Here is a 24693-nt window from a genome sequence, read left to right as displayed (position 1 = left end):
CGCCGACCCGAACGGCACACATCGAGCAGGGCTACCGTCTGCGTGGACGGGCGACGACTGCTCGCCGCTCTCCACTCGATTGGACACGCTCATGCCGGACCGCTTGCGGTGGGTGCACGACTCCGCAGACCACTGGAACGTGTGGCTCGGCTCCGAGGTCGTCTGCGACGTCACCCGGACGGACCAGTTCACGGTGGACTCGCCGGACCACTCGATCAACGGGGCGCACTCCTCGCTCGAGAGCGCTGCGGCGCAGGTGCAGGGCTGGGTGCGCTGGAGCGGACGCTAGGGCGCCTGCTCGCTACGGCTTCGTCGCGTCGGTCGGCTCGCTGGCCGCCAGCTTGCTGTGCTTCCGCGAGTAGCCGAAGTACACGCCCAGGCCGATCGCGAACCAGACCGCGAACCGCACCCACGTCTCCCACTGCAGGAACGTCACGAGCCACAGCGACGCGATGACGCCGATGATCGGGATGACGGGCATGAACGGCAGCCGGAACTGGCGGTCGAGGTCGGGCTGGCGGTAGCGGAGCACGATCACCGCGGAGCAGACCACCACGAACGCGAGCAGGATCCCGATGTTCGTGAGTTCCGCGACGACACCGATCGGCAGGACGCCCGCCAGGATCGCCGATGCGATGCCGAGGATCCACGTGACGCGCGTCGGGACGTGGCGCTTCGGGTCCGTCTTCGAGAACCACTTCGGCATCAGGCCGTCACGGCTCATCGAGAACCAGACGCGGCTGGCGCCGAGCATGAACGTGACGAGCACCGTGACGATGCCGACGATGGCGCCGATCGCGATGACGTTCGCGACACCACCGAGGCCGACCGACGCGAACGCCGACGAGAAGCCCGAGGCCGGGTCGATGTCCGTGTACTTCTGCATCCCGGTCAGCACCAGGGTCGCCAGCACGTACAGGACCATCGAGATGCCGAGGGACAGCAGGATCGCCTTCGGCATGTGCTTGCGGGCGTCGACGGACTCCTCGGCCGCGGTGGACATGGCGTCGTAGCCGAACACCGCGAAGAACACCGTCGCGGCACCGGTCATCACGCCACCGAAGCCGAACGGGAAGTAGGGGGAGTAGTTCGCGCTGTTGATGTGGAACACGCCGAGCACGACGATGAGCACCACGAGCGCGACCTTGATGCCGACGGCGACGAACTCGAACCTTGCGGCGCTGCGGATGCCGCGGGTCAGCACGAACGCCGTGACGAGGCACAGGATGATCGCGAAGACGTCGATCACGTGGCCGTCGCCGGTGCCGGGGGCGCCGAGCATCCACGCGGGCAGGTCGATGCCGAACTGGCCGACCATGAACCCGACGTAGCCGGAGATGCCGATCGCGACCACCGCCACGATCGCGGTGTACTCGAGCAGCAGGTCCCAGCCGATGAACCAGCCGACGATCTCGCCGAGGACCGCGTAGCCGTACGTGTACGCACTGCCGGCCTTCGGGATGAGGCCGGCGAACTCGGCGTACGACAACGCTGCGGCGGCACTCGCAACGCCGGCGACCAGGAAGCTGATGAGGACCGCGGGACCGGCGACGCCGTTCGCCACGGTGCCGGCGAGGGTGAAGATCCCCGCGCCGATGATGCCGCCGATGCCGATCGCGGTGAGCTGCCAGAGGCCGAGGTGCCGTTTCAGGCCACCCTCGGCTCCGGTGTCGTCATCGATCGTCTCGATGGGCTTCCGTCGGAAGAGCGTGCGTGTCGTCGTCGTCACCCGCCCATGGTGCACCTTGCGGCGGCTCAGGGTTTCGCGCGCGCCCGCAGCCCGACCGCAGCCGTTCGGCGTAGACACGATCCCATGCGCCATCCCACACGGATCGAACCCGGCCCCGGACAGGAATCGGTCTGGGACTACCCCCGCCCGCCCGTCGTCGAGCCCGTCACCGCCCGCGTCGTCGTCCGGTTCGGCGGCACCGTCGTGGCCGACACGACCGATGCGGTACGCGTCCTCGAGACCTCGCACCCGCCGGTGTACTACCTGCCGATGGCGGACCTCGACCTCCGCCCCGCGCAGGGGTCGAGCATGTGCGAGTTCAAGGGCCGGGCGCGGTACTTCGACGTGGTCGGCGGGGACGGCACCGTCGCGAGCCGCGCCGCGTGGAACTACCCGACGCCCGAGTCGGGGTACGAGTCGCTCCGGGACCGCGTCGCGATCTACCCGTCGGCGATGGACTCGTGCGAGGTCGGCGGCGAGGTCGTGCAGTCGCAGGACGGCGACTTCTACGGCGGCTGGATCACGTCGGACGTCGTCGGCCCGTTCAAGGGTGCGCCGGGCACGCTCGGCTGGTGACCCGCGTCAGCGGTTCGCGTAGGGCGACCAGAACGGCGGCGGGAACGCCCCGGCGGTCGCGATGACGAGCAGCTGCCAGACGATCATGGCCAGCCCGGCGGCACCGATCACGATGCCGATCCAGGCCCAGACCTGCACCGCCCGGCGACGGCGACCGGCGATGACGATCGCCCGCCAGCCGCTCAGCACGCAGACGACGCCGAATGCCGCACCGAGCAGGACGTGCCGGACCGTGCCCTGCGCCGGCACGATGATGCCGAGGTAGAACGCGACCGGGCCGAGCAGCACGGCGAAGGTCGCGGGGGCTGCTGGCGGTTCGTGGTCCCGAGAGGGTGCTCCCATGCGTCTGAATGTACCGAGCCGGTCGGGTTCCGTACACGTGCGAGCACCGTCGCCCGGGAGCAGGCACGATGGAGGCATGCGTTCCTTCCTCCGCGTCCTGCTCGGCCTGGCGCTCGTGTTCGCCGGCACGAGTCACCTCACCTTCGCGCGCAAGGAGTTCACGGCGCAGGTCCCGGAGTTCGTGCCGCTGTCCGAGGACACGACCGTGCTGGCCTCCGGTGTGGCCGAGATCACCCTCGGTTCGGCCCTCGTGCTCGCGCCGAAGCCGGCCCGGCGCTTCGTCGGTTCCGTCGCTGCACTGTTCTTCACGGTGATCTTCCCGGGCAACCTGTCGCAGTGGGTCAACCGCCGCGACGCGTTCGGCCTGGACACCGACGAGAAGCGCGTCGCGCGCCTCTTCGGGCAGCCGCTGCTCATCGCCGCAGCCCTCTGGTCCACGCGCGGCCGGCGGTCCTGATGGACGCGCCCGCCCGGTCGTCCGGTCCGGCCGACGCCGGTTCGGCTCCCGGGTCCGGGCCGGAGTCTGTTCCGGGTCCGGGTCCGGGTCCGGGTCCGGGTCCGGAGTCGGTTCCGGGGGCGCGTCTCGATCCGCTCGGGTCGGCTCCGGCACGGTTCGGACGGGAGGCCCGCCACCCCCTGGCAGGCCGCCGCCGCGTCGCGGACATGGTCGCCTCCATCGCCCTGCTCGTGGTGCTCACGCTCGAAGCGTTGGCAGCGGGGTGGGGCATCAAGCTCATGTCGTTGGCGTTCGTGTCGTGCGCTGCCCCGGGGAACACCTGCAACGTGGGGCTCGGTGACTCGGTCGTGACGGTCGGGCCGATCCTGATCGCGCTGGTGCTGGTCGCCTCGATCGTGGTGTGCATCCTGCGGCTGGTGCGGCGTCGGCTGGCATGGCCGGTCGTGCTCGTCGGGATGGCCGCCGTCGTCGCGGTGTTCTTCGCGGCGCTGCTCCTCATCGAGAGCTCGGTGACGCACGGCATCTGAGGGGTGCTGCCGTCCCGAGGTTCCGAAATCTCGGCATGTCGGCGCCCTGTTCGTCGAGGTCTGGAACCTCGGGGATCAGCGTGCGGCACGTCGTGGAACCTCGCCGAGCCGGTCGGGTTCGGACTGGAGGCCCGTCCAGCGTCCTTCTCGCGCTGGTCGAACCCGTGCACCGCGACGACCGCGGGGGCGTCGCGATCGCCGAAGTCGGACGGCTCGCGGCCTCAAGGTCGTCCTCCACAGGTGGCTGCGGCGGCGAGGTTGTCCACAGATGCACACGGCGGCCGTCGGCGGGCGGGCCGGGTTCGCGACGCTGGAGTCATGCCTGACACCGACACCCTCGACCGCCTGATCCGAACCCCTGTCCGTACCGACGACGACGTCGTCCAACTCGTCGCCGCCCTGGTCGACCGCCCGGTGCGCCGGCAGTGCTGGGTGGTGTTCCTCGACGAGCTCGGGATGTCGATCCCGTTCCTGCTGCCCATCGCGGACCTGCCCTACCAACCAGACGAGCACGTCAGTGACTTCGCGTCGTTGATCTCCGAGATCGTCGGTCAGCTCGGCGCGGTCGACGTCGTCCTCGCGTGGGAGCGGCCCGGTGTCGACCGGGTGCACCCGGTCGACTGGGAGTGGGTCGATGCGTGCGCCTGCGCCCTCGACGAGCACGCGATCCGGCTGCGGGCACAGGTCATCGTCCACGACGGCGGGGCCGCGATGGTCGAACTCGACGAGCACGACCAGGACGAGGACGTCGCGTGACCGGCGGGCCCGGCGGTCTCGTGCCCGGTCAGCCCTGTGGCGCGGTGTCGGGCACGGTCTCGCCTGTCAGCCCCTCGACGACGGCCTTCGCCGCGGGCCAGGACTTCGCGTAGTGCTCGGGGTCGGAGTTGATCTGCACCGCGTGCGCCATCTGCGTCGGCGTCATCGCCTTCCAGCCGGGGACCTTGACGAGCTTCGCGTAGAACATCGACGCCGCCGTGTACGGGTCCATCCGCTGCTCGTACGTGCCCCAGGCGCCGTTGTCGCGCTGCTGGAACAGGCCGCGGCTGTCCGGTCCCGCGGCATCGCCGTGGTCCAGGTTCACCAGGCTCGACTCGCCGATCGCCGTCATGACCCCGACGGCCTGGGTGTGCGGCCCGATGCCGACCGCCTTCGCGGCCTGGATCACCGACGCGGCGTTCACCAGGCGGTCCTGGCAGAAGCCCGCGATGGGGCCGGCGGGGACGACCATGCCGCCGACGGTCTTGGAGGCGACCTTCGGGCACGTGGGGGTGGCGTCGGCGGCGCTGGACTTCGCGATGCCGGCGATCGAGTTGACCGCGATCACGACGAGCACCACGACCCCGATCCCGACGACCACGATGCCGGCGCCGAACACCGACGCGAGCGTGATGCCGACACGGCGCATGACGGGACCTCTCGACGGACGGGGTGGGGCAGGCGGAGCACGACGAGCGTACGGGCGCCGCCTGGGAACCGCACCCGCCCGATCGGGGGTCGCTGTGACGCACTGACGGTCCTGGTGCACCGAACACGGGGTTCGTGCACCAGGACCGTCAGCCGCGGCGTCAGCGTCGGCGTCGGCGCGACCTGCTCCGACCCCATCCGCCGGCGGACAGGGAGACGAGCGCGATGGCGGCGATGACGATCGTCCAGATGACGGCGGTCGCGTCCATCAGACGTCGCGGTGGTCGTGCGGCGGGTGCTGCACCTTCGTCGGTTCGGTGACCAGGCCGGTCGGGGCCTTCTCGGGCTGCTTGCGACCGTGCGTGAACCAGGTCAGGATCCACAGCAGCACACCCAGGGCCAGCAGTGCACCGGCGATCTGGTACTGCTGCGGGTCGCGGCCGGACGAGAACGGCAGCACGAGCCACAGACACGTGATGATGCCGATGACGGGGATGATCACGCCGGCTCGGAAGTGCTTGTGGTCGACCTTGTCGCGGCGGAGCACGAGCACCGTCAGGTTCACGACGGCGAACACGGTGAGCAGCAGGAGCGAGGTCGTGCCACCGAGGACCACCACGATCGGGGAGTCCGGGTCGAGCGAGACCCAGCCGATGAGCAGCAGGGAGATCGCGGTGGTGAAGACGATCGCGTTCGACGGGGTGCGACGAGCGGGGGAGATGCGGGCCAGGAAGCCCGGCAGCACGCCCTGCTTGCTCATGCCGTACAGCAGTCGCGACGCCATCATCATGTTGATCAGGGCGGTGTTGGCCACGGCGAACATCGAGATGAACGGCAGCAGGTCGGCGATCGGGAAGTCCGGGGCGGCGGTCTGCACGACGGTCACGAGCGGGGTCTCGTTGCCGGCGAGCTCACCGATCGGCACGACGGCGACGGCGCAGATCGACACGAGCGTGTAGATCACGGCCGTGATGCCGAGGCCGGTGAGCATCACCTTCGGGAAGATGCGCGAGGGGTCCTTGGTCTCCTCGGCCATGTTCACCGAGTCCTCGAAGCCGACCATCGCGAAGAACGCCAGCGACGTCGCCGTGGAGATCGACATGAGCAGGGTCTTGTCCTCCGGGGTCTCGAACATCACCACCCGCGAGAAGTCCGCGTTGCCACCCGCGATCGCCCAGAAGCCGATCAGGATCACCATGACGAGACCGGACAGCTCGACCAGGGTGAGGACCACGTTCGTCTTCACGCTCTCACTGACACCGCGGAAGTTGATCGCCATCACCGCGAGCATGAAGCCCATGGCGATGAGCATCACGACGGCGTTCGGCAACTCGAGGCCGAACCCGACACCGAGGTTGGCGGCGAACGCCCGCGACGCCGTCGACGCCGAGGTGATGCCGGAACACATCACGATGAAGGTCACGATGAAGGTGATGAAGTGGACGCCGAAGGCCTTGTGCACGTAGAGAGCAGCGCCCGCGGTCTGCGGGTACTTCGTCACGAGTTCGAGGTACGAGAACGCTGTCAGCAGGGCGACCGCGAAGGCGATGAGGAAGGGGAGCCACGCTGCTCCTCCGACCTCTGCCGCGACCTGACCGGTGAGCGCGTAGACACCCGTTCCCAGGATGTCGCCGACGATGAACAGCAGCAGGAGCTTGGGACCGATGACCCTGCGGAGCTCGGGCTGCTCCTGCTGTGGTCGGTCCGTCTTGGTGGTGGCCATGCGTCACCCTTGCGCGCGAGACGCCTTGCTGTCTAGTCCCACAGGAAGGTTTCTCGCGATCGCAACACGGTCGCTCGGCGACGGATACTCTCCGGGCCATGGACCACGAGTCGAACACCACCGAAGAGCCCGTCGAGTTCGCCGACTTCAACGCGAAGCTGCTGGTGCTCGACGTCCTCTGCTACGACCTCGACGTCCTCGACCCCTACGACCCGGAAACGGCCGACGAGACGGACGAGGACCTCGACGTCGACGGCCAGGACGACCGGGCCCGTGAGTACTACGACGGCCTGGAACTCCTGCCGTCGCACCTGTCCCTCGTCACGGAGATCACCGTCGACACCGAGCTCGAGGTGCTCCAGGACGTGCACCCCGGGTGGGAGGGCTCCGACGACCGCTTCGACCCGCAGAACTGGGACGACGTCCTCGACCTGCCGGCACTCCGCACCGTGTACGCAGCTGCGCCGCTGCCCGCCCACGTCGCCGAGGCCCTGGCCGCGAAGGGCGTCGAGGTCCGCTCAGCCTGACCGGAGGAACCGGCACGGGGAACTACAGCGAGCGGTCCAACGCTTGCAGCTGCTCGGTGAACTGCTTCGCGCCGCCCTGCGCGGGGTGCCGGACGGCGATCGCCTCGATGCCGGCCAACGCGAGCGCACCCTGGGCCTTCCGCCCCACCGCGACCACCCGGACCCGGTCGACGCCACCGAGTGCCTCGAGCAGTGCGAGGGCGACCGATGCTCCCGACCGCACCTCGGCCGGACGGGGTGTGCGGTTCGTCAGCCGGTCCGGGGCGACGAACGGGTGGTGCGGGAAGATCGCCCACGCCACGGGGAGCGCCTCGGTCCAGTCGGACAGTGCCGCCTGCACCACACGTGATGAGGCCTCCCACGGAGCGGTCGGCTCCGGCGGCACCAGGTAGTCGGCGCCGAACAGGTCCGTCCCGAGCTCGCGCATGCTCGTGAACGGGATGCCGGTGTTCGTCATGCCGCGCCACCCGGGTGCCTCGGCCACGAGCAGGGTGTCCGCCGCCGGCCCGAACTGCTCCAGGTACCGCTGCAGGTTCGACCGGCGCAGCCGCCCCTCGGCCGAACCGAGATCGTACAGCGCCTCGGCGTCCGCCTCCACCGGCACGGCGTCAAGCGCTGCCCAGAACGCGTCGAACGCCGTCATCTCACGATCCGACCCGCGACCCGCTGCCGAGCACCCGGCGGTACACGTCCTCGAGCCCCGAAGCCGACCGCTCCCAGCTCAGACGCTCCGCGTGCTCCCGCCCGGCCGAGGACAGCGCGGCCGCGTACCCGGAGTCCGTCAGGATCCGCTCGATCTCGGCGGCCCACACCGACGGCTCACGGGACTCGAGCACGACACCCGTCTCACCGTCGACCACGGCCTCACGCAGCCCCCCGGCAGCCGCGGCCACGACCGGCACCCCGGACGCCGAGCCCTCCAGCGCCACGAGGCCGTACGTCTCGGAGTGCGACGGCACCAGCACGGCTGCCGCGCCACGGAACAGGAACGCCAGGTCGGCACGCGACTGCGGCCCGATGAAGGTGACGCGGTCGGCGATGCCACGCGCGGCGGCGAGCCGACGCAGTTCGTCCACGTAGTCACCCGCCTCGCTCGAAGCATCCCCGGCGATGACCAAGGTGGGACGGGCCTCCTGGTTGATGCCCGCGATCGCCTCGATGGCCAGGTCGAGCCCTTTCAACGGCTGCACGCGAGCCGCCGCGACGACGTAGGGGGTGGCAGCCCGGCGCGCACCGGCGGCCGCCGGACGGAAGACCGACCCGTCGACCCCGGGCGGCACGATCCAGATCCGCGCGTCGGCGCCGCCGAGCCTCGTCCGGACCGTCGACGCCTCGGCTTCGGACACCACGACGACCGCATCGGACTCGCGCGCCAGCTGCTGCTCGCCCGTGATGCGACCGGCGGACTCAGGCCGCTCGCCTTCGGACAACGGCGTCTCGGGGTCGGCGGCGATCGAGTGGAACGACTGCACGTGCGGGATGCCACGCTCACGGGCCACCGGCAGGGCAGCGGCACCGGAGAACCAGTGGTGCGAGTGCAGGACGTCGAACGGCCCGAGCTGCTCGAGCTCGTGGCGGAACGGCTCGATGAACGCGTCGTGCTCGCCCTTCGGCACCGGCTCCGCCGGACCCGCCGACAGGAACCGCAGGCACACACCCGGCACGAGCGACACCGAGTCCGGCTGCGTCGGCGCCGAACGCCGCGTGATGATGTCGACGTGGTGGCCACGATCGGCCAACGCCTCGGCCTGGTGCCGGACGACGACGTTCATGCCGCCGACCTCGCCCGAGCCGGGTTCGTCTCCGGGGGAGGTGTGCAGCGACACCAGCCCGATGTGCAGGGGTTCGCTCGTCGTGCTCACCGGTCAACCCTAGCCGCGCGTCGGTGCGTCCACCCGGCTCTGGAGTGCAAGGGCTCGACCGCGTAGAATCGGTCTCATGGCCAAGCGAGTCGTTCGAACCGTCAGTGGCGCCGAGCGCGCCAAGCGGTCGCACGCCGTGGCGGCGGTCATCCACTCCGGCCGACTCGAAGGGTTCGAGGACAACCCCGAGTGGATTCAGTACATGAGCCGCTTCGCACGGGGTGAGATCAGCCGCGAGGAGCTCCGGGCCTTCGCACACCGCCGGTGAGTCGACCGGTCGGCGGTTACCACGACGAGCACTTCGTTCTGCGGAACAAGTTCGGAGCGACGAGCAGAGCCGCACTCGCGGCACTCGAAGTGCCTGAGGTGCAAGACCGCGAACTCGACTTGCTGCTCGGCGAGGTCGGCGGTCTCCGCGGTCTCCGACCATCGCAGCGGATTCGACGAATCCACGCCCACCTCTTCCAGGACGTCTACGAGTGGGCTGGCGAGTACCGTCTCGACGGCATCGCGAAGAACCCGGACGAACCTTTCCTGCCTCCCCAACTCATCGCTCCGCGGATGGCCCAGCTCGACGGCGAGTTGGCTGGCGGGGGGGAGAGATGCTGAAGCGGCCGCTCGACTTCCTCACGGAGCAGTTCGCGACGCTCAACTACATCCACCCCTTCATGGAGGGCAACGGTCGAACGCAGCGAGAGTTCTGGCGACAGTACGCGGCTGAGCACGACGTCACGCTCGACTGGCAGCAGGCGACGAAGTCCGAAAACCACTCTGCAGCGCGCCGCTCGATGCCGGGCGATCTCGGTCCACTGCGCGACCTGCTCGCAAAGGTGATCGCTTCAGACGCTCAGCGCGAGCACGACTGAACAATCTCCGGCGGCCTCCGCTGCGACGGGCGCGCAGGCGCCACCACGACGGGCCGGCGGCTCGCCTCGTCCACCGGGTCGGACGGGAGGCCCGGATCGCCTCCCAAGATCTGCACGCGCTGGTCACCGTGCCGCTCCCAGAACGCCGCCGTCCAGGCACAAAGGGCACCGTCGAGCAGGTCCTCGCGGTGCTTGTGGGTCGGGCCGTGGAGCACCGACGGGTCGGCGAGGCCCGCAGTCAGCGGATGCGAGTCGAGCTGCAACGGCGGGTCGAGCGGGGTCTCGCGTAAGCGCCGGACGAGCTCGTCGAACGCCTCGGCGCGGCGTGCCCGGGCCTCGGCTGCCGGCACCCTGAGGTCCAGGCGCTTGTACCGGGGCCGCTCGACGTCGTACCCGAGCTCCTCCACGCCGACCAGGGTCGTGTACGGGTAGCACTCGAACATCGCCGGCCCGGTCCTGGCGTGCATGGATGCCGTGTCGGACACGTACTCGACGCCCAGTGCGGTGAGCCGGTCGAGCAGGCTGGCGCCGGCGCTCGCCGCGGAGGCCTGGTTCGTCGGGTTCGCCGCCACCTTCCACCGGCCGTAGCGCTGCCCGACCTGCCGTTCGGATTCGCGGATGCCGGTCGGGTTCGTCACGACGAGCGAGGCGTCGACGGCGATGAGCGACCGCGGCCCGAGGTGTTCCGCGACCCAGGTCGTGACGTCGTCGACCCCGCGGGCCCATCCGGCGTCGGTGATCGTGCCGTCGGCCTCCATCGCGACCAGTCCGGTCTCGTTGGGCGCGCGGCTCGCGGTGCCGAGTCCCCACGCCAGGTCCACTCCGAGGTACGCGCTCACCCACCCCATCCTGCCCGTCGGACAGTTCATCCCCACAGCGCGGCTACCCCGGACTGGGGCTGCCGCGGTCGACCGAGCACGGTGCACGCTGGATCGTTCGTACCGAACACGAGGGGATGTCGCAGGATGCGTTGGTCAGCACTACCGACGAAGGCAAAGGCTTCGGTCGTCGTCGCGATCGCAGCAGTGGTGTGGCTCGGCGGCGTCGGAACGGCCGGTGCTGTGGTGGGCGCTGCGGTGACGAGTGCCAGTCAGAGCGCCTCGGCGCCGGTCACAATTGCCGACACCTCACGAACGCCGACTCCATCGGCACCCACGCCGACGCGCACGGCCACATCGACGCCGACCCCGACCCCGGTCGTCGAGGTGTCGGAGGTCGCGAAGAACTCCCCGATCCACTTCCGGAAGACAACGGTCGACGACCCGACCCTCGCGAAGGGCCAGACACGGCTGCAGACAGCGGGCGCCGACGGCGTCCTCACCCGTACGTACCGCGTGACGACGACCGACGGCGTCGAGACGGACCGGGTCCAGGTATCCAGGACCGTCACGAAGGCACCGGTGGCCGAGGTGTCCGCGGTGGGCTCGTACGTCGAGCCGGCTCCAGTCCCAGCCGCTCCCGCTCCCGCTCCCGCTCCCGCTCCCGCACCAGCAGCTCCGGCTCCCGCGCCGGTCGAACAGGCACCTGCACAGTCGCAAGACCTCATCACGCCCGGTGCGTTCTGTGCCGACGCGCAAGCCGGTGTCGTCGCTCAGGCAGCGAACGGCAACTCGTACACCTGTGGCGGCAAGGGTCCTGACGCGAACGGACACCTGCACTGGAACGTCATGTGAGGCAGTGCCGCAAGACACCGGTGTTCGCGCGCTGAACACCGGCACGCGGGGGTTCGACCTGCGAACACCGGTGTTTTGCGGATCGACCGGCGAGTACCTTCCGCTGCATGGCGATCGAAGCGACGACGGTGCGGGTGCCCGGTCCGGACGGGGACCGCGAGGTCCGGCTCAGCAGTCCCTCGCGTGTCCTCTGGCCGGACGCCGGGATCACCAAGGCCGACCTCGCCGAGTACCTGGTGACGGTGGGCGACGCGTTCGTCCGCTCGAACGGCGACCGACCGATCTCGCTGCAGCGGTTCCCGGGCGGCGTCGACGGCGAGCAGTTCTTCTCGAAGAACCCGCCCAAGGGTGCCCCCGACTACGTGCGGTCGGTCACGGTGACGTACCCGAGCGGCCGGAAGCACCCGCAGCTCGTCATCGACGAGCCGGCCGTCGCGGTGTGGGCCGCGCAGATGAACACCGTGGTCTTCCACCCGTGGGCCTCGCGCGCCGAGGACAGCGACCACCCGGACCAGCTCCGCATCGACCTCGACCCGCAGCCCGGCACGGACTTCTCGGACACGGTGCCCGTGGCGCAGGAACTCCGGAAGGTCCTGGACGAAGCGGGTCTGACGGCGTGGATCAAGACGAGCGGCAACCGCGGTCTGCACGTGTTCGCCCCGATCGCACCCGAGCACGAGTTCCTCGACGTCCGGCACGCCGTGATCGCGGCCGCCCGAGAACTCGAACGGCGGATGCCCGACCGGGTCACGACGGCGTGGTGGAAGGAGGAACGAGGCCAACGGGTCTTCGTCGACTTCAACCAGGCGAACCGCGACCGCACGATGGCGGGTGCCTACAGCCCACGGGCTCTCGCGCACGCTTCGGTGTCGACGCCGATCACGTGGGACGAGCTGCCGACGGCGGACCCGACGACCTTCACGATCCGGACCGTCCCCGAACGCTTGGCGACGATCGGTGACCCGTGGCAGGCGATGCACGACGAGCCGGTGAGCATCGAGCCGTTGCTGTCGTGGTGGGAGCGCGACCTGGAGAACGGCGAGGGCGAACTGCCCTTCCCGCCGGACTTCCCGAAGATGCCGGGCGAGCCGCCGCGCGTGCAACCGTCCCGAGCGAAGAAGTCCTGACCCGAGCCAGCGGGGACCGTCAGACGGCGGGCAGCGTCTCCGTCGAGCGGTCGGGGTCGTCGACGCGGGACGTCTGCATCGGCAGTCCGACGCTCGCGGTGTGCAGGCGGGTCAAGCGCGACCAGGTGCCTCGGTGGGCGTCGCTGATGCCGTCGACGATCACGAGCCCAGGCCGATCGTGACCAGTGCGAGCGCGGTTGCGGTCACGCCGGCGATGGCGCTGATGACCGCACTGAGCTGCAGGGTGCGCTGGCGGCGTGCCTCGCGCACCTCGTTGAAGGGGTTCCGCTGCGAGTGGCGGACAAGCGTGCTGGTGCTCATGTCGATCCGCTTTCGGTCCTGGGGCTCCCGGGATGGGTGCCTCGTGCTGCTGGTCTCCATCGTGGCAGTGTTTCGCTAGTTCGGCTAACTACTTTCCTGCGATCACCGGCAAGACGACGAAAAACGGACAACCACGCGTCAGGACAGGACATCCCGCAGGTCGTACGCCGACGGCACCTCGAGCTGGTCGAACCCGCACGACGCCGCGTCGCGGTCCGGACGCCACCGTTCGAACTGCACCGTGTGCCGGAACCGGTCGCCCTCCATCTGGTCGTAGCGGACCTCGAGTACGACCTCCGGCGCCAGCCGGACGAACGACGTGTCGCGACCCGACGAGAACCGCGACCGTTCCCCGTCACCGGTGACGGGCCTCCCGTCCGCATCGCGGAGCACGACGGGCTCGAGCTCGTCGACCAGGGCGAGCCGGCGCTTGTCGGAGAAGGCTGAGACGCCGCCGACCTGGCGGAGCTCCCCGTCGTCGCCGTACAGCCCGACGAGCAGCGACCCGACGCCCGAGCCGCTCTTGTGCACGCGGTACCCGATCGCGACGACGTCGGCCGTCCGGTGGTGCTTGATCTTGAGCATCGTCCGCTTGCCCGGTTCGTACGGCTTGGCCCGGCGCTTGGCGACCACACCGTCGAGTCCGGCGCCCTCGAAGGTGGTGAGCCACTCGCGTGCCTGGTCGACGTCGAGTGTGGTGCGCGTGACGAACAGCGGGTCGGACATGCCGCTCGCGAGCTGTTCCAGCCGGTCGCGTCGTTCGTCGAACGGCAGGTCGACCAGCTCGTCACCGTCCGCTGCGAGCAGGTCGAACGCGACGAACTGCGCGGGCGTCTCGGCGCTGAGCTTCGCGATCCGCGAGGCCGCCGGGTGGATGCGCTGCGACAGTGCCTCCCAGTCGAGGCGCTCGGCTCCGGGCTCGCCGGAGCGCAGGATCACCTCGCCGTCGAGCACCACCGGGTGGTCACGGCCGCCGAACTGCGCGCGGAAGGCCTTGACGAGTTCGGGGAAGTAGCGCGTGAGCGGCTTCGCCCCGCGGCTGCCGATCTCGACGTCGTCGCCGTCGATCGTCACGATGCCGCGGAAGCCGTCCCACTTCGGTTCGTACCGCAGGCCACCGGTCACGCTGTCGGGTTCCGGGACGTCGGCGACGGCCTTGGCCAGCATCGGTGCGATCTCCATGCGTCGTGTCTACTCGGGCGCGGGTGGGCAGCGCTGCGCGCTTCGTGAGCAGGAATGGTCGGGTCCGGCGCGACGACTCGACCATTCCTGCTCACGACGTGCGGCCGGGAGGCCCGGATCACCCGGGGCAGGTCGGCTCGCGTCAGTACTGTGGTGCGGGTGACGACCGTGCCCCCGTCGGCAGCGCCGGCTCCGGAACCGATCAGCCCCGTGCAGGCCGCCGCGCTCCGCGACGGCGTCCTGCCGCCCGTCGAACAGGTCCGGCCGGGGATCTGGACCTTCGCGGTGCCGTTCCGGTTCGGGGTGCCCGACGCGACCCTGGTCTACGTCGTCGAGGGGTCGGACGGGTCCCTCGCGCTGATCGACCCCGGGTGGTCGTCCGACGGCGGGCTCGACGAGGTCCGCGCCGCACTGTCGGCGATCGGCCGGTCGCTCGACGACGTGTCCCTCGTCGCCGTGACGCACCTGCACGCCGACCACCTCGGTGCTGCCGCCGCGGTCCGCCGAGCGACCGGTGCGCGGGTCGCGATGCACGGGCTCGAGGTGGACGCCCTCGACCGCGAGCGCACCGACGCGGTGCGGAACGACGCCGACATCGCCACGTGGGGCCTGCCGCCCGAGCTGCACGACGGCGTCGTCGCGGCCTGGGGGAGCGGGCGACGGATCGGGCTCGGGCGGAGCGAGGCGCCCTACGCCGACCTGCTGCTGGCCGACGGCGAGGTGCTGCCGATCCCCGGGCGCACCATCCGGACGCTCTGGACGCCCGGGCACACCGCCGGGCACGTGTGCTTCGTCGACGAGGCGGACGGGCTGCTGTTCACCGGGGACCACGTGCTGCCGCGGATCAACTCCGGGATCGGCCTCGGTGGTCGGACCGCCACGAACCCGCTCGGTGACTACCTGGCGTCGCTCGGCCGACTCGACGTGTACGCCGGGCTCGAGGTCTGCCCGGGCCACGAGTACCGGTTCGCCGACGTCGTCGCCCGCGCGCAGACGTTGGCTCGACACCGCGAGGAGCGGTCACGGCACGTCGCCGAAGCACTCGACCTGCTCGACCGGCCCACGCTGTTCGAGGTCGCCGCGCGTGTGCCGTTCAGCGGCGGGATCGAGTCGATGACCGGGTTCCTGCTCGCGAGCGCGCTGACGCAGACGGCGTTCCACGCCGAGCTGCTCGGCCGGTCGGACGAGATCCGTCCCGCCTGACCGCTCGCGTCCTGACCTCAGCCGAGGGTCGACGCCAGGCGCTCGATCGTCGTCTTCGCGTCGGCGAGCTCGGCGGACGCGTGCTCGGCGAGCGGGGCGAGGTCGGGCAGCCGGTCGGCCAGGGTCGCACTGACCGTGATCGGGTAGAGCTTCATGCCGAGCGCCGTGCCGAGGATGAGGTGCAGGACCGGCGAGCCGTGGTCCCAGTCCTCGGTCGGGGTGCCGGCGTCGTAGGTCGCACCGCGGCTGACGACGGTCACGACCGGACGGCGCGCCAGGGGCTGCACGTCGCCCGCCAGGACCCCGGGGATGTGGATGCGGTCGATCCAGGCCTTGAGCGTCGACGGCACCGTGTAGTTGTACAGCGGCGACCCGACGACCACGACGTCGGCGGCGAGGAGTTCGTCGATGACCTCCTGGCGCAGGGCCTCGGCCTCGGGAGCGACGGTCTCGTCCGCGGTGCGGTCCGCTGCCGCCCAGTGCAGCGCCGAGGTCTCGAGGTGCGGGAGCTGGTCGACGTGCAGGTCGCGGCGGACCACCGTGTACTCCGGTCCGCGTGCGCGCCAGGCATCGGCGAACGCGGCGGTCAGCGCGCGCGAACGGGAGTGGGAGAGGTCGGCCGAGGAGTCGATGTGCAGCAGCGTGGGCATGGTGCCCACGCTACCGACGGTGGGACGGAAACGGCCCCGCCGCCCCGGTGCGGGGTCAGGCGGGGCCGAGCCGGGCCTCCCGTCCGTCACGCGGGCACGCGACGGACGGGAGACGACTGGGGACCGTCAGCGCTGGTCGTACGTCAGCGCTGGTCGTACGTCAGCGCTGTGCGCGGCGACGGCGCAAGGTGCGGGCGCCGATCAGGCCGGCACCGGCGACGAGCAGACCGAGGGCCCAGGGCAGGGCGCCGGTGGCGTCCGAACCCGTGTAGGCGAGCTGGCCGCCACGGTTCGTCGGGGTGACCGGTGCGGCCGCGGGGACCGGGGTGACCGGAGTGGCCACGCCGGGGACGGCCGGGACGGCGGTCGGCTGGACGTCCACCGCGAACGAGGTGGTGAACGCATCAGCGGAGACCGTCAGGTTGTGCGTCGATGCGTGCGGGAACGTCACGCTGACGATGCCGAACTCACCGAAGTCGGGGTCCGGCGCGATGACGTCGCTGGCCACGTCCGAGGTGACGGTCGGGACCACGACGGGCCCGTCCTCGTCATCAACGATCGAATTGCCGTAGCGGTCGACGAGACCACCCTCGATGACGAGCGTGCCACCCTGCTTGATGGTCGGCCGGCCGCCGTCGGTGATCGAGCCGGTGAACCCCTCGTCGTCGGACTCGAACGCCAGCGTGGTGATGCTGCCGTCCGGCGCGATGATCCAGGTCGTCTGCTCTCCGTCGTCGTCGAGCAGGTTCGTGCGGTCGGTCGTGTAGACCTCGATGCCGAGCGGCGCTGCGGCCTCGACGGTCAGGTCGACGTACTGCGTGACGGTCTCGGTGCCGCTCGTCGCGGTGACCGCGAAGGTCCAGTCCCAGGCGTCGGTCGAGACGCCGCTGAGCTCACCGGTGGAGGCGTCGAACGTGATGCCGTCCGGGAGCTGCTCGTCGGGCTCCGGGACGTACTCGTCACCGTTCTCGTCGTAGTACGTGGTGTCCTCGAGCTCGTCCTCGTCGAACCACGCGAGCGCGTACTTCGGCTCCGGGAAGCCCTGCGCACGGAAGGTGTGCGAGAACGCGTCGCCGGCGGTGGTGCTCAGCTCGAGCGGGTGGTCGGCGTCGGCGCCGGCCTTCGTCGGCTTGCCGTCCTCGCCGAGGAAGGCCGGGGTCTGCGTGACGGGCGCGGTCGCCTCGGAGGTCACCGAGGTCGTCTCGGTCGCGCCGGGCAGCGTGCCGGTCACCGTGACGGTGATCGTCTTGCGCACGTCGGTGGGGTCGATGCGGTAGGTCGCGGTCTTCGACAGGACGTTGCGGTCCTGGTCAGCCCACACGTACTTGTACGAGGAGTCCTCGTCGAAGCCGGTGACGACGGCGCTCAGGAGGGTGCCGACCTTGGCCGCACCGTCGATGGTGACGGTCGCGTCGGCGGCCTTCGTGGTGACGTCCGGGGTCGGCGTCGCGGTCGGAGCCGGGGTCTCGGCGGCGGGAGCGGTCGTCGCGGGGGCGGTCGGCTCGTCGGCCGGGGCGGTCGCGTCGTCGCTCGGGGTGGGGGCCGGGGTCTCCTCGGCGGGTGCCGGGGCCGGGGTCTCCGTGGTCTCGTCGGCGGGGACCGACGGCTCGTCGGTCGGTGCGGGCGTCTCCGTCGCGACGGGGGCCGTGGTCTCGTTCGAGGAGACGGGCTGCGTCGAGTCGGTCGGCTCGACGGCGCTGGCGGCGGTCGCCGACATGATGCCGAGACCGGTGGTCAGACCGACGAGTGCGACGGTGGTGCCGACGGCGCAAGCGCGACGAACGGCGGAGGTGCTGCGGTGCACGGGTTCCCCCCATGTTCAGGTCCGGCTGGGTGGCCGGATCGTGAGAATCTGCCGAGAGTTTCGGCCTGTTCGGATCGTAGTGCGGCTGCGTGGCCGTTCAGGCGTCGGTGACCGGAATGTGACCATGGTTGGGGGTCCGTGCGGAAACCCGCGTCGGACGGGAGGCCCGTGGCGGATCCGCCACGGGCCTCCCGTCCGTCATCCAGTGCGGTGCACCGCGTCAGGCGCGTCAGGCAGATCAGTCGCCGACGGCCGCCGCGGCGCGTTCGAGGGCTGCGCGCAGCGCACGGACCGCGGGCGAGGACGCCCCGGCGGCGCGCACGACGGTGAAGATCGTGCGGCGGGGCTGCTCGGGCAGTTCGAGCAGCCGGCAGGTCGTCGTGCGTCCGGTCCACATCAGGTCCGGCATCAGGCTGACGGCGTTGCCGGACTCGACCAGTCGGATCTGGGTCTGCAGGTCGGCGGTCTCGTAGCGGACGTCCGGCTCGAAGCCCCAGCGTCGGCACACCTGCTCCGCGAAGTGCCGCGAGGCCGTTCCGCGGGGTTCCATCACCCACGGCAGGGCCTCGGCGTCCTCGAGGCTCGAGACCGGTAGCAGCGCCGTGTCGAGCGGCGGCAGCGCCAGGCGGACCGCATCGGTGGTCAGGTCCGAGCGGTCGAGCCCGGACAGGTGCGGGGCAGCGTGCGCCGGGTACTGCTCGGCGATGACCATGTCGAAGTCCCGCGCCCAGGTCTCGTTCAGGGCGGTCTCCGGCTCGCGCTGCACCATCTCGACCCGGACGTCGGGGTGTTCGGTGGCCATCTCGTGCAGGGCGTTGGGCATCAGCGCGAGGGCGGCGGACTGGAACACGGCGACGCGCACTCGCCCCTGGACCGACGGCAGGGTGTCCTCGACCTGCGCCTGGGCCTGCTCGAGCACGTCCTGCACGTGGCCGGCGGCGGCGACGAGCACCTCGGCCTGCGGGGTGAGCTGCAACCGTCGGCCGGCCTTGCGGAGGAGCTGCACGCCGGCCTCGCGTTCCAGGGCGCTGAGCTGCTGCGAGACCGCCGACGGCGTGAAGTTCATGGCCTCGGCGACGGCGGCGATGGTGCCGCGGATCGACAGCTCGCGGAGCAGGACCAGGCGGCGGACATCGAGCATGGTCTGACGGTAGCGGGGTCGCTGTGGATTCGGTAGTGCAACTGAACGGTACCCATCAGGAACGGTCGCTTCCGCTACCGTATCCCGGGCCTCCACACTGATCCCATGACGACCCTGCAGGAGCACCCCGCCACCGACCACGACGCGCTGGCGGACCAGTCCGTCGCACTCGTCCGCCAGTGGCTGGCCGAGGCCGAGTCGTTCCCGGTGGACGGCTCCGCCAAGCAGCTCGCCGGGGTGCTCGCCGACCCCGCAGGTCTGGATTTCGCCGTCGGCTTCGTGGACGGCGTCGTCCGCCCGGAAGACCTCGCCGTCGCCGCGCGCAAGCTCCGGCAGATCGCGCCCGGTGCCCCCGGGTTCCTGCCCGCAGCGATGCGCGGACTCGTGCGCCTCGGTGGCGGCATGGCACCGGTCCTGCCGGGCGTCGTCGTGCCCATCGCTCGCCGGGTGCTGCGGGGCATGGTCGGCCACCTCATCGTCGACGCGACCGACTCGAAGCTCGGCCCGGCGATCGCGAAGATCAAGCGGGACGGCGTCCGCCTCAACGTGAACCTGCTCGGCGAGGCCGTGCTGGGCGAGCGCGAGGCCGCACGCCGACTCGAGGGCACGCACAAGCTCCTGGCACGCGACGACGTCGACTACGTGTCGATCAAGGTCTCGTCGACCGTGCACCCGCACTCGCCGTGGGCGTTCGACCACGCCGTCGACGACATCGTCGAGCAGCTCCGCCCGCTGTTCGAGCGCGCCGCGGCCTCGACCCCGGCGAAGTTCATCAACCTCGACATGGAGGAGTACAAGGACCTCGACCTGACGATCGCGGTCTTCACGAAGCTCCTCGACGAGCCGGCGTTCCTCGGGCTCGAAGCCGGCATCGTGCTGCAGGCGTACCTGCCCGACGCGCTCGCCGCGATGGAGCAGCTGCAGGAGTGGTCCGCCGCCCGCCGCGGCCGAGGTGGTGCCGGCATCAAGGTCCGCCTGGTCAAGGGCGCGAACCTGCCGATGGAGCAGGTCGAGGCCTCGGTGCACGGCTGGCCGCTCGCCACCTGGCACACCAAGCAGGACTCCGACACCAACTACAAGCGCGTGCTCGACTGGGCGCTCACCCCGTCGCGCATCGAGAACGTCCGCGTCGGTGTCGCCGGGCACAACCTGTTCGACGTCGCGCACGCCTGGCTGCTCGCCGGCGAACGGGGCGTTCGGGACGGCATCGAGTTCGAGATGCTGCTCGGCATGGCGCAGGGCCAGGCGTCGGCAGTGAAGAACACGGTCGGTTCCCTCCTGCTCTACACGCCGGTCGTCCACCCAGGAGAGTTCGACGTCGCGATCGCGTACCTGATCCGCCGCCTCGAAGAGGGCGCCTCGCAGGACAACTTCATGTCCGCGGTCTTCTCGCTGGTGTCGTCGCCGGAGCTCTTCGCCCGCGAGGAGTCGCGCTTCCGTGACTCGCTCGCGCCGCTGTCGCTCCCCGGTGGACTCGACGCCCCCGCGTCGCACCGCGTCGCCGACCGCTACGCCGCCGTCGGACGCCCAGGGCCCGGCCGGTTCGAGAACACGCCGGACAGCGACCCGTCGGTCGCGTCGGTGCGCCAGTGGGGTTCGGCCATCACGGACCGGATCGCGTCGTCGACGCTCGGCGTCCGCGCCGTCCAGGAGGCCCGGGTCGACTCCGCCGCGTCGCTCGACTCGGCGCTGGCTCGCGTCCAGGCCGCCGGTACGGTCTGGGGGACCTGGTCCGGTGCCGCTCGTGGCGCCGTGCTGCACGCCGTCGGCGACGCTCTCGAGGCGAACCGCGCAGCGCTCATCGAGGTCATGGCTGCGGAGACCGGCAAGACCATCGACCAGGCCGACCCCGAGGTGTCCGAGGCGATCGACTTCGCGCACTTCTACGGCTCGCTCGCGTCGCAGCTCGACGACCTCGACGGTGCGACCTTCACCCCGGCCACGCTGACCCTCGTCGCACCGCCGTGGAACTTCCCGGTCGCGATCCCCGCCGGCTCGACCCTGGCCGCACTCGCTGCCGGGTCCGCCGTCGTCCTCAAGCCGGCGCCGCCCGCCGAGCGCTCCGGAGCCGTCCTCGCCTCGATCATCGAGACCGCGCTCGACGCCCACGGGGCCCCGGCCGACGTGCTCGCGTTCCTGCAGGTGTCCGAGAACGAGCTCGGCCAGCAGCTCATCGCCTCGCCGATGGTCGACCAGGTCATCCTCACCGGTGCCTTCGAGACCGCCGAGCTGTTCCGCTCGTTCCGCTCTGACCTGCCGCTGCTCGCCGAGACCTCGGGCAAGAACGCCGTGATCGTCACCCCGTCGTCGGACCTCGACCTCGCGGTGAAGGACGTCGTCGCCTCGGCCTTCGGGCACGCCGGCCAGAAGTGCTCGGCCGCGTCGCTCGTGGTGATGGTCGGCTCGGTCGCGAAGTCGAAGCGCTTCCGCAACCAGCTGCTCGACGCCGTGTCCTCGCTCACCGTCGGCTCGCCGACCGACCCCGCCACCCAGATGGGCCCGATCATCGAGCCTGCCTCGGGCAAGCTGCTCGCCGGCCTGACGACGCTCGGCGCGGGGGAGACCTGGGCCGTCGAGCCGAAGCAGCTCGACGAGGCCGGCAAGCTCTGGAGCCCCGGTGTCCGCCAGGGTGTCCGCCGTGGCTCGGAGTTCCACCGCACCGAGTACTTCGGTCCGATCCTCGGCATGATGACCGCCGACACCCTCGACGAAGCGATCGACATCGTCAACGAGGTCGACTACGGCCTGACCTCGGGCCTGCACTCGCTCGACCCGGCCGAGATCGGCACCTGGCTCGGGCGGATCCAGGCGGGCAACCTCTACGTCAACCGCGGCATCACGGGCGCCATCGTCCGTCGGCAGCCGTTCGGTGGCTGGAAGAAGTCGGCCGTCGGCGCGGGCACGAAGGCCGGCGGGCTGAACTACCTGCTCGGGCTCGGGTCGTGGGCGCCTGCTCTGTCGACTGCTGCGTCCGTTCCTTCTGCTCCGGTCAGCGCCTTCGTCCGGGCTGCCGGTGTGACCTCGGAGGTGCTCGACCGGTCGCTGGCGTCCGACGAGCAGGCCTGGTCGACGCTGTTCGGCACCGCGACCGACGTCTCGGCCCTGAGCGCCGAGCGGAACATCGCGCGGTACCTGCCGTTCCCGTCGGTGCAGGTGCGCCTGGCTTCTGGTGACGAGGATGCTGTTCCTGACCTCGTCCGCGTCGTCGCGGCTGCGCTCCGGGCCGGCACGACGATCGAGGTGTCGGCGGTCGCGGCACTGCCGTCGTCCGTCGCCGCGGCGATCCGATCGTTGCCCAACGTGCGCTCCGTGTCGCAGTCGGTCTCCGACGAGTCCTTCGCGTCGTCGATCGGGGCGGGTCCGTCGACCCGTGTCCGCCTCATCGGCGGCGACACCTCGGCGCTGTACTCGGCGATCGGTGGGCGTCCCGACGTCGCGGTGTACGGCGGCCCGGTGACCGAAGCCGGTCGGCTCGAGATCCTGCCGTTCGTCCGCGAGCAAGCGGTCTCGATCACGGCGCACCGCTTCGGCACGCCGAACCACCTGACCGACGACCTCATCTGACCGGAACGCGGCGCTGGCGTTCGGGTCCAGCGCCGCTGTCCGGTCGCCGCACGCTGTCGGGCTGCACCGAGGCGGCAGGGGTTGCCTCGGGTGCGCGTCGCAGCCACGGCGCGCACCCGACGGCCCTGCGTCGGGTCGAACCCGGAGGAGCTCCACCATGACCGAACCGTTCGCACGCCCGACCGCCCTCGCCCACGTCCGCGTCACCGTGACCGACATCCACCGCAGCAAGGCGTTCTACCAGCAGCTGCTCGGCACCGACCCGGCGATCGACTTCAGCGACCAGGTCGACGAGCCCGGCGTGCGCGAGGACCGTGAGCGCTTCTACGGCGGCTCCGTGTTCCGGCTCGGCGACCAGGTCTTCGGTCTCCGCCCGGTCGCCCCGGCGGGGCAGACGTTCGACCCGGACACCGTCGGGCTCGACCACGTGAGCTTCGTCGTGGGGTCGGTCGACGAGCTGCACCAGGCGGCTGCACGCCTCGACGCCGCAGGGGTCGAGCACGGCGAGGTCACCGACCTCGGCGACGCCGGCATGGTGATCCTGTCCGTGCAGGACCCCGACGACATCAACCTCGAGCTCGCTGCCCTCAAGTCCTGAGTAGTCCTCGGGCCGCGGGCTAGCATGGGGTGACGAGAGGGGACGTCATGCGCTTCGTGCGAGCCATCGGCCGGGGGACCGGCTTCGTGTTGTCGACCATCGCGAAGGTGCTCGGCACCCTGAACGGCGGGAAGCCCGCAGGCGACGACCTCGCCGCGCGGCTGAACCAGCCGAGCCGCGACGACTACCGCCCCTGACCTGCTCGCTGCGCCAGCCACCGGAGCCTGGTCCCGATCCGGCCTGCACAACCAAAGTGCCCTCGAGCCACGCGATTGCGCGGTTCGAGGGCACTTTGGTTGTGCGCCGGGGTGGGCAGGGTCGGCGCCCGAACGGCGGCGCAGCGTCGGCGCCGGGCGCGTCCCCGCGGTCAGTCGGCGACGGCGGGCTCCTGCGCGACCATCGTGCCGGTCACGAGCGTGCGCAGCGACTCCGGCAGGGGGATCGGCCGACGGGCGCCCTCGCGGTCGATGATGACGTGCGCGAACTCACCGGTGGCGAGCAGTGCGCCGTCGGACTGCCGGAACAGGCCGAACTCCCACGACAGGCTCGTGTTGCCGAGGTGCTTGGACCGCATCCCGACCTCGATGACGTCCGGCCACACGGCGGACTCGACGAATCGGCAGCTCGACGACACCAGCACCGCGATCCACTCCGACGTGAAGGGGTCGAGACCCGCTTCCTCGCGGAACCAGTACGTCGACGCGTTGTCCATCGCCGAGTAGTAGATCGTGTTGTTGACGTGCCCGAACATGTCGTTGTCGTTCCACCGTGTGGGGTAGAGGCGGCGGAACGGGTACTCGTCGATGGTCATCGGTCTCCGATCGGAGGTGCGGGTGTGGCGTGATCGGCGGCGGGGCGCAGCACGTACTCGAACGCGGCGCGTGCCCGGACGGGGTCGGGGGCCTCACCGGAGATGAACTCAGCGTAGGTGAACGACTCTGAGATCCGGACGAGCAGCCGCGCGAGCTCCTCGGCGGACAACGGGGCCGGATCGAACTCGCCGGACGACTGCTCCTCGACCACGAGCGCGGTGACCCGTTCGACGAACCGGCTCTGCACGTCGCTCTCTGAGGTGGTCAGCAGGCGCATCGCCCGCGCGGGCTCGCGGGTCAGGAAGGCGCGGAAGTAGGTGGCCTCGATGAGGTCGGCGGTGAACCGGTCGAGTACGTCGACGATGCGCGCCGCTCCGGACGACCCGATCGTGTCGGCAGCGCGGGACGCCCGGTCGAGCGTCGGGACTGCGAGGGACCACAGGATCTCGGACAGCAACCGGTCACGGTTGCCCACCCACCGGAACAGCGACGTGCGGTCCACGCCGAGTGCGGCAGCCAACGCGCCCATGTCGATCCGTGCGCCGTCGATGAACGTGTGGCGGGCCTCCCGGAAGGCGCGCAGCGCAGAATCCGATGTGTACACG

Annotated in this window: 30 protein-coding genes; 15 read left to right on the top strand and 15 right to left on the bottom strand. The window is 70.7% G+C overall.

The window, feature by feature from the left end; translation table 11 throughout:
• The first annotated feature begins 91 nt into the window (after positions 1-91).
• Positions 92-289: a hypothetical protein gene (locus tag M4960_RS04310; protein ID WP_123292404.1), complete on the top strand. Its 198-nt coding sequence runs from the start codon at positions 92-94 to the stop codon at positions 287-289.
• A gap of 12 nt (positions 290-301) precedes the next feature.
• Here M4960_RS04310 and M4960_RS04305 read toward each other — a convergent pair whose 3' ends face one another.
• Entirely contained in the window at positions 302-1729 is a 1428-nt protein-coding gene (locus M4960_RS04305; protein ID WP_248703537.1) for an amino acid permease, read from the bottom strand.
• A gap of 84 nt (positions 1730-1813) precedes the next feature.
• Between M4960_RS04305 and M4960_RS04300 the strand changes: the two genes are divergently transcribed.
• Positions 1814-2305: a DUF427 domain-containing protein gene (locus M4960_RS04300; protein WP_248703536.1), complete on the top strand. Its 492-nt coding sequence runs from the start codon at positions 1814-1816 to the stop codon at positions 2303-2305.
• Between the two features lie 6 nt (positions 2306-2311).
• Here the strand turns inward: M4960_RS04300 and M4960_RS04295 are convergent, their stop codons facing one another.
• Positions 2312-2647, bottom strand: coding sequence for a hypothetical protein (locus M4960_RS04295; RefSeq protein WP_132100618.1), 336 nt, complete (start codon positions 2645-2647; stop codon positions 2312-2314).
• 76 nt (positions 2648-2723) lie between these two features.
• On the opposite strand from M4960_RS04295, the gene M4960_RS04290 reads away from it, so the two are divergent.
• The 3 genes from M4960_RS04290 to M4960_RS04280 all read left to right on the top strand — a co-directional run bounded on the left by M4960_RS04290 (position 2724) and on the right by M4960_RS04280 (position 4387).
• On the top strand, positions 2724-3104 hold the full coding sequence (locus tag M4960_RS04290; protein ID WP_111086844.1) for a hypothetical protein: 381 nt from the start codon (positions 2724-2726) through the stop codon (positions 3102-3104).
• Positions 3105-3310: 206 nt separating this feature from the next.
• Entirely contained in the window at positions 3311-3631 is a 321-nt protein-coding gene (locus tag M4960_RS19870) for a hypothetical protein (protein WP_123292409.1), read from the top strand.
• A gap of 318 nt (positions 3632-3949) precedes the next feature.
• Entirely contained in the window at positions 3950-4387 is a 438-nt protein-coding gene (locus tag M4960_RS04280) for a hypothetical protein (RefSeq protein ID WP_248703535.1), read from the top strand.
• A gap of 28 nt (positions 4388-4415) precedes the next feature.
• On the opposite strand, the gene M4960_RS04275 is transcribed toward M4960_RS04280, so the two are convergent.
• Entirely contained in the window at positions 4416-5036 is a 621-nt protein-coding gene (locus M4960_RS04275) for a hypothetical protein (RefSeq protein WP_248703534.1), read from the bottom strand.
• A gap of 267 nt (positions 5037-5303) precedes the next feature.
• Positions 5304-6758, bottom strand: coding sequence for an APC family permease (locus M4960_RS04270; RefSeq protein WP_123292412.1), 1455 nt, complete (start codon positions 6756-6758; stop codon positions 5304-5306).
• 98 nt (positions 6759-6856) lie between these two features.
• Between M4960_RS04270 and M4960_RS04265 the strand changes: the two genes are divergently transcribed.
• A complete protein-coding gene (locus tag M4960_RS04265; protein WP_248703533.1) occupies positions 6857-7285 on the top strand; it encodes a hypothetical protein in 429 nt (142 codons plus the stop codon).
• A gap of 22 nt (positions 7286-7307) precedes the next feature.
• On the opposite strand, the gene M4960_RS04260 is transcribed toward M4960_RS04265, so the two are convergent.
• Both M4960_RS04260 and M4960_RS04255 read right to left on the bottom strand, forming a co-directional pair.
• Positions 7308-7928, bottom strand: a complete 621-nt coding sequence (locus M4960_RS04260; RefSeq protein ID WP_248703532.1) for a uracil-DNA glycosylase — start codon at positions 7926-7928, stop codon at positions 7308-7310.
• 1 nt (position 7929) lies between these two features.
• Positions 7930-9147: a glycosyltransferase gene (locus tag M4960_RS04255; protein ID WP_248703531.1), complete on the bottom strand. Its 1218-nt coding sequence runs from the start codon at positions 9145-9147 to the stop codon at positions 7930-7932.
• Between the two features lie 76 nt (positions 9148-9223).
• Between M4960_RS04255 and M4960_RS04250 the strand changes: the two genes are divergently transcribed.
• From M4960_RS04250 to M4960_RS19235, 3 genes are read left to right on the top strand one after another with little or no spacing between them, the layout of a single operon-like run.
• Positions 9224-9415: an antitoxin VbhA family protein gene (locus M4960_RS04250; RefSeq protein WP_131846296.1), complete on the top strand. Its 192-nt coding sequence runs from the start codon at positions 9224-9226 to the stop codon at positions 9413-9415.
• Positions 9412-9756 carry a hypothetical protein gene (locus M4960_RS19615; RefSeq protein WP_308221992.1) on the top strand — a complete coding sequence of 115 codons (345 nt, stop codon included), beginning with the start codon at positions 9412-9414 and terminating at the stop codon, positions 9754-9756. The genes M4960_RS04250 and M4960_RS19615 overlap by 4 nt, the downstream gene beginning before the upstream one ends.
• Positions 9750-10013: a Fic family protein gene (locus M4960_RS19235; protein WP_260095398.1), complete on the top strand. Its 264-nt coding sequence runs from the start codon at positions 9750-9752 to the stop codon at positions 10011-10013. The genes M4960_RS19615 and M4960_RS19235 overlap by 7 nt, the downstream gene beginning before the upstream one ends.
• Here the strand turns inward: M4960_RS19235 and M4960_RS04240 are convergent.
• Complete coding sequence (locus M4960_RS04240; RefSeq protein ID WP_248703530.1) at positions 9995-10852, bottom strand: DUF429 domain-containing protein; 858 nt, start codon at positions 10850-10852, stop codon at positions 9995-9997. The two genes, M4960_RS19235 and M4960_RS04240, sit on opposite strands and share 19 nt — an antisense overlap.
• Before the next feature lie 126 nt (positions 10853-10978).
• On the opposite strand from M4960_RS04240, the gene M4960_RS04235 reads away from it, so the two are divergent.
• Complete coding sequence (locus M4960_RS04235; RefSeq protein WP_248703529.1) at positions 10979-11686, top strand: G5 domain-containing protein; 708 nt, start codon at positions 10979-10981, stop codon at positions 11684-11686.
• Between the two features lie 107 nt (positions 11687-11793).
• Positions 11794-12813 carry a non-homologous end-joining DNA ligase gene (gene ligD / locus M4960_RS04230; RefSeq protein ID WP_248703528.1) on the top strand — a complete coding sequence of 340 codons (1020 nt, stop codon included), beginning with the start codon at positions 11794-11796 and terminating at the stop codon, positions 12811-12813.
• Between the two features lie 19 nt (positions 12814-12832).
• Here the strand turns inward: ligD and M4960_RS04225 are convergent, their stop codons facing one another.
• The 3 genes from M4960_RS04225 to M4960_RS04215 all read right to left on the bottom strand — a co-directional run bounded on the left by M4960_RS04225 (position 12833) and on the right by M4960_RS04215 (position 14316).
• A complete protein-coding gene (locus tag M4960_RS04225) occupies positions 12833-12976 on the bottom strand; it encodes a hypothetical protein (RefSeq protein ID WP_194673287.1) in 144 nt (47 codons plus the stop codon).
• A complete protein-coding gene (locus tag M4960_RS04220) occupies positions 12973-13134 on the bottom strand; it encodes a hypothetical protein (protein WP_248703527.1) in 162 nt (53 codons plus the stop codon). The genes M4960_RS04225 and M4960_RS04220 overlap by 4 nt, the downstream gene beginning before the upstream one ends.
• Before the next feature lie 138 nt (positions 13135-13272).
• The gene (locus M4960_RS04215) at positions 13273-14316 is read right to left on the bottom strand and encodes an ATP-dependent DNA ligase (RefSeq protein ID WP_248703526.1); all 1044 of its coding nucleotides are present in this window, start codon (positions 14314-14316) and stop codon (positions 13273-13275) included.
• A 159-nt stretch (positions 14317-14475) separates the two neighbouring features.
• Between M4960_RS04215 and M4960_RS04210 the strand changes: the two genes are divergently transcribed.
• Positions 14476-15519, top strand: a complete 1044-nt coding sequence (locus M4960_RS04210; protein ID WP_248703525.1) for an MBL fold metallo-hydrolase — start codon at positions 14476-14478, stop codon at positions 15517-15519.
• Positions 15520-15536: 17 nt separating this feature from the next.
• Here the strand turns inward: M4960_RS04210 and M4960_RS04205 are convergent, their stop codons facing one another.
• From M4960_RS04205 to M4960_RS04195, 3 genes are all read right to left on the bottom strand, one after another.
• Positions 15537-16169 carry an FMN-dependent NADH-azoreductase gene (locus M4960_RS04205; RefSeq protein WP_248703524.1) on the bottom strand — a complete coding sequence of 211 codons (633 nt, stop codon included), beginning with the start codon at positions 16167-16169 and terminating at the stop codon, positions 15537-15539.
• A gap of 160 nt (positions 16170-16329) precedes the next feature.
• Complete coding sequence (locus M4960_RS04200) at positions 16330-17973, bottom strand: putative Ig domain-containing protein (protein ID WP_248703523.1); 1644 nt, start codon at positions 17971-17973, stop codon at positions 16330-16332.
• A gap of 238 nt (positions 17974-18211) precedes the next feature.
• A complete protein-coding gene (locus M4960_RS04195; RefSeq protein WP_111086860.1) occupies positions 18212-19114 on the bottom strand; it encodes a LysR substrate-binding domain-containing protein in 903 nt (300 codons plus the stop codon).
• A gap of 105 nt (positions 19115-19219) precedes the next feature.
• Between M4960_RS04195 and M4960_RS04190 the strand changes: the two genes are divergently transcribed.
• The 3 genes from M4960_RS04190 (at position 19220) to M4960_RS04180 (ending at position 23473) form a co-directional block, all read left to right on the top strand.
• Positions 19220-22678 carry a bifunctional proline dehydrogenase/L-glutamate gamma-semialdehyde dehydrogenase gene (locus M4960_RS04190; RefSeq protein ID WP_248703522.1) on the top strand — a complete coding sequence of 1153 codons (3459 nt, stop codon included), beginning with the start codon at positions 19220-19222 and terminating at the stop codon, positions 22676-22678.
• Between the two features lie 157 nt (positions 22679-22835).
• Positions 22836-23276: a VOC family protein gene (locus M4960_RS04185; RefSeq protein ID WP_123292422.1), complete on the top strand. Its 441-nt coding sequence runs from the start codon at positions 22836-22838 to the stop codon at positions 23274-23276.
• Positions 23277-23323: 47 nt separating this feature from the next.
• Positions 23324-23473 carry a hypothetical protein gene (locus tag M4960_RS04180; protein ID WP_248703521.1) on the top strand — a complete coding sequence of 50 codons (150 nt, stop codon included), beginning with the start codon at positions 23324-23326 and terminating at the stop codon, positions 23471-23473.
• Between the two features lie 170 nt (positions 23474-23643).
• On the opposite strand, the gene M4960_RS04175 is transcribed toward M4960_RS04180, so the two are convergent.
• Together M4960_RS04175 and M4960_RS04170 are read right to left on the bottom strand one after the other, a co-directional pair.
• Positions 23644-24087 carry a thioesterase family protein gene (locus M4960_RS04175; RefSeq protein ID WP_248703520.1) on the bottom strand — a complete coding sequence of 148 codons (444 nt, stop codon included), beginning with the start codon at positions 24085-24087 and terminating at the stop codon, positions 23644-23646.
• Positions 24084-24692 (bottom strand): QsdR family transcriptional regulator, encoded by a 609-nt coding sequence (locus M4960_RS04170; RefSeq protein WP_123939198.1) that lies wholly within the window; start codon positions 24690-24692, stop codon positions 24084-24086. Before M4960_RS04170 ends, M4960_RS04175 begins: the two co-directional genes overlap by 4 nt.
• Position 24693: the final 1 nt, after the last annotated feature.

Origin of the sequence: Curtobacterium sp. MWU13-2055 (assembly GCF_023242305.1) — a bacterium.
Taxonomy (GTDB): domain Bacteria; phylum Actinomycetota; class Actinomycetes; order Actinomycetales; family Microbacteriaceae; genus Curtobacterium.
Note: the sequence above shows the minus strand (reverse complement) of the source record. Positions and strands in the feature narration are given on the sequence as shown.

Excerpts from the sequence above, each read along its gene's own strand:
- M4960_RS04310 (WP_123292404.1), top strand. The coding sequence starts at position 92 with ATGCCGGACCGCTTGCGGTGGGTGCACGACTCCGCAGACCACTGGAAC.
- M4960_RS04300 (WP_248703536.1), top strand. The coding sequence starts at position 1,814 with ATGCGCCATCCCACACGGATCGAACCCGGCCCCGGACAGGAATCGGTC.
- M4960_RS04295 (WP_132100618.1), bottom strand. The coding sequence starts at position 2,647 with ATGGGAGCACCCTCTCGGGACCACGAACCGCCAGCAGCCCCCGCGACC.
- M4960_RS04290 (WP_111086844.1), top strand. The coding sequence starts at position 2,724 with ATGCGTTCCTTCCTCCGCGTCCTGCTCGGCCTGGCGCTCGTGTTCGCC.
- M4960_RS19870 (WP_123292409.1), top strand. The coding sequence starts at position 3,311 with ATGGTCGCCTCCATCGCCCTGCTCGTGGTGCTCACGCTCGAAGCGTTG.
- M4960_RS04280 (WP_248703535.1), top strand. The coding sequence starts at position 3,950 with ATGCCTGACACCGACACCCTCGACCGCCTGATCCGAACCCCTGTCCGT.
- M4960_RS04275 (WP_248703534.1), bottom strand. The coding sequence starts at position 5,036 with ATGCGCCGTGTCGGCATCACGCTCGCGTCGGTGTTCGGCGCCGGCATC.
- M4960_RS04270 (WP_123292412.1), bottom strand. The coding sequence starts at position 6,758 with ATGGCCACCACCAAGACGGACCGACCACAGCAGGAGCAGCCCGAGCTC.
- M4960_RS04265 (WP_248703533.1), top strand. The coding sequence starts at position 6,857 with ATGGACCACGAGTCGAACACCACCGAAGAGCCCGTCGAGTTCGCCGAC.
- M4960_RS04260 (WP_248703532.1), bottom strand. The coding sequence starts at position 7,928 with ATGACGGCGTTCGACGCGTTCTGGGCAGCGCTTGACGCCGTGCCGGTG.
- M4960_RS04250 (WP_131846296.1), top strand. The coding sequence starts at position 9,224 with ATGGCCAAGCGAGTCGTTCGAACCGTCAGTGGCGCCGAGCGCGCCAAG.
- M4960_RS19235 (WP_260095398.1), top strand. The coding sequence starts at position 9,750 with ATGCTGAAGCGGCCGCTCGACTTCCTCACGGAGCAGTTCGCGACGCTC.
- M4960_RS04235 (WP_248703529.1), top strand. The coding sequence starts at position 10,979 with ATGCGTTGGTCAGCACTACCGACGAAGGCAAAGGCTTCGGTCGTCGTC.
- ligD (WP_248703528.1), top strand. The coding sequence starts at position 11,794 with ATGGCGATCGAAGCGACGACGGTGCGGGTGCCCGGTCCGGACGGGGAC.
- M4960_RS04220 (WP_248703527.1), bottom strand. The coding sequence starts at position 13,134 with ATGAGCACCAGCACGCTTGTCCGCCACTCGCAGCGGAACCCCTTCAAC.
- M4960_RS04215 (WP_248703526.1), bottom strand. The coding sequence starts at position 14,316 with ATGGAGATCGCACCGATGCTGGCCAAGGCCGTCGCCGACGTCCCGGAA.
- M4960_RS04205 (WP_248703524.1), bottom strand. The coding sequence starts at position 16,169 with ATGCCCACGCTGCTGCACATCGACTCCTCGGCCGACCTCTCCCACTCC.
- M4960_RS04195 (WP_111086860.1), bottom strand. The coding sequence starts at position 19,114 with ATGCTCGATGTCCGCCGCCTGGTCCTGCTCCGCGAGCTGTCGATCCGC.
- M4960_RS04190 (WP_248703522.1), top strand. The coding sequence starts at position 19,220 with ATGACGACCCTGCAGGAGCACCCCGCCACCGACCACGACGCGCTGGCG.
- M4960_RS04185 (WP_123292422.1), top strand. The coding sequence starts at position 22,836 with ATGACCGAACCGTTCGCACGCCCGACCGCCCTCGCCCACGTCCGCGTC.
- M4960_RS04180 (WP_248703521.1), top strand. The coding sequence starts at position 23,324 with ATGCGCTTCGTGCGAGCCATCGGCCGGGGGACCGGCTTCGTGTTGTCG.
- M4960_RS04175 (WP_248703520.1), bottom strand. The coding sequence starts at position 24,087 with ATGACCATCGACGAGTACCCGTTCCGCCGCCTCTACCCCACACGGTGG.